This is a genomic window from Streptomyces sp. NPDC005181 (genome assembly GCF_040608395.1).
Lineage (GTDB): Bacteria > Actinomycetota > Actinomycetes > Streptomycetales > Streptomycetaceae > Streptomyces.
In genome coordinates this window covers 1-2,180 of sequence record NZ_JBEXID010000227.1, presented here as the reverse complement: position 1 = coordinate 2,180, position 2,180 = coordinate 1, and the positions used below count along the sequence as shown (strand labels likewise).

The window sequence follows — 2,180 nt, the reverse complement described above, 5'->3', positions numbered from 1 at the left end:
AAACGCTACGTCGCCCGCGAGATCTACCGACACATCCTGCCGAGGACCGCCATCCCGGTTCCGTCCTCACCACTTGACGAAACATAGGGGCATCTTCGCCATGGGACTGTCCATGCACTCCAACTCGCATCTGGGGATCAGTCTGGCCGCGATGACTCATCTGGCGGCCGCCACGCCGAACCTCACCTACGCCTGTGACACCCACTGGCCGTGGAAGACCGAGGAAGTCGTGGAACCGGGTGCGCTGACGTTCACCGACGGGTCCGTGCGGGTTCCGCAGGGACCGGGGCTCGGTGTCGAACTCGACCGCGACGCCCTCGCCCGCCTGCACGAGCAGTACCTCAGCTGCGGTCTGCGCAACCGGGACGACACCGGTTACATGCAGCGGATCGACCCCCACTACGAGAAGAAGACTCCGCGCTGGTGAGCGACGGCGGCCCATGGCCGCCGCAGTACCTCCGCATATCACAGCATGTCAAGGAGCATTCATGGCTTGGCTCGACTGGGCCGCCCTCGGCGGCTATTTCCTGGTGATGCTGCTCATCGGCCTCTGGTCGCACCGGCGCGTCGGTGATGTGAGCGACTACTTCACCGGTGGCGGCCGGATGCCCTGGTGGCTGTCCGGCATCTCCCATCACATGTCCGGATACAGCGCCGCCGTGTTCGTCGCCTACGCGGCCATCGCGTACAGCTACGGCATCACCGTCTACGTCTGGGCATTCCTGCCGCTCGCGCTGGGCACCGGTGTGGGTGCCTGGTTGTTCGCGCCGCGCTGGAACCGGCTGAGGCAGCGTTACGCGGTCGCCTCTCCGCTCGAATATCTCGCCAAGCGCTACAACGTGCCCACCCAGCAGGCGCTCGCCTGGAGCGGCGCCCTGCTCAAGGTGTTCGACGTGGCCGCCAAATGGGCGTCCGTCGCCGTGCTGCTCAATGTGTTCACCGGCATGTCGATGACGGCGGGCATTCTGATCACCGGCGTCGTCACCCTCCTCTACTGCACCGTGGGCGGCCTCTGGGCCGATGCGCTCACCGACTTCGGGCAGTTCGTCATCCAGGGCGTCGCGGCGCTCGCCATGGTCTGGGTGGTGCTGGACCGTCTGGGCGACGGCATATCCGGTCTGGGCACGATCTGGCACAAGCTGCCGGAGGGACACGGTCACCCGCTGGTCGGCTCCTACACCGCCACCTTCCTCGGTGCGTACGTCGTCGTGAAGCTCTTCGAGTACAACGGCGGCATGTGGAACCTGGCCCAGCGCTACATGGCCACGGACACCCCGCAGGCCGCCCGCCGTTCGGCCGGGCTGTCCGCGGTGCTGTACGTGATCTGGCCGGCGGTACTGCTCTTCCCGCCCGTCGCCGCGGCCGTGCTCATGCCGGACATCGCCGACCCGCAGAAGGTCTACGCGCTGATGGCGGAGTCGTACCTGCCGGCCGGACTGGTGGGTCTGACGCTCGCCGGGATGTTCTCGCACACCATGGCCATGGCCTCGTCGGACGCCAACGCGGTCTCCGCGGTCGTCACCCGCGACATCATCCCGGCGGTCGTGCGCCGCGCCAAGGAACTGCCGCCGGCGACCGGACTGCTCATCGCCCGTGTGTGCACGGTCGTGTTCATCACCGTCAGCATGCTCGTCGCCATCGAGGCCGATCACTTCGGCGGGGTGCTCGGCATCATCGTCGGCCTGGTCGCGGCCGTGATGGGGCCGATCTCCATCCCGATGCTGCTGGGGCTGCTGCCACTCTTCCGCAAGTGCGGGCCGCGCGCCGCCCTGTCCTCCTGGGCGCTGGGGCTGCTGGGCTACGTCCTGGTGAAGTTCGTGCTGGAGAGCACGGACCAGACCGTCATCATCGTGACTCCGCTGGTGACGTCGCTGGTGGTGTACGTGATGGTCGGCCTGCTCAGCCCGGAGCCCGACGCGACGGCCGACGCGATCGTGGCCGCGGTGTCGCCCGCCCCCGATGGTGACAGCGAGCCGGTGGTTGCCGCGGTGCCGCAGCCCGCCGTGCGCGGCGCCTCCGACTGACGCGGCTCCGGACCCCGTACCCCTATCCGACAACTCGTCAAGGTGCACACCCATCCAATTTGTGGCTCTCCTGCCGTATGAGTGGGTCACTCTGTGGCGGGTTGGCGGCCGGGGAGGGTGGGACGTTCTCCGGCGAGGGTGAGCATGACGAGGGCG

1 protein-coding gene and 1 pseudogene are annotated in these 2,180 nt (G+C 67.8%); both read left to right on the top strand.

Annotated features, from left to right (window positions below):
* Nucleotides 1–94: 94 nt before the first annotated feature.
* A pseudogene (locus ABZV38_RS40210) lies at nt 95–427 on the top strand (enolase C-terminal domain-like protein); the annotation flags it as partial.
* 61 nt (nt 428–488) lie between these two features.
* Nucleotides 489–2,024 carry a sodium:solute symporter family protein gene (locus tag ABZV38_RS40205; protein ID WP_356333895.1) on the top strand — a complete coding sequence of 512 codons (1,536 nt, stop codon included), beginning with the start codon at nt 489–491 and terminating at the stop codon, nt 2,022–2,024.
* The last annotated feature ends 156 nt before the right edge of the window (nt 2,025–2,180 follow it).

Excerpts from the sequence above, each read along its gene's own strand:
- ABZV38_RS40205 (WP_356333895.1), top strand. The coding sequence starts at position 489 with ATGGCTTGGCTCGACTGGGCCGCCCTCGGCGGCTATTTCCTGGTGATG.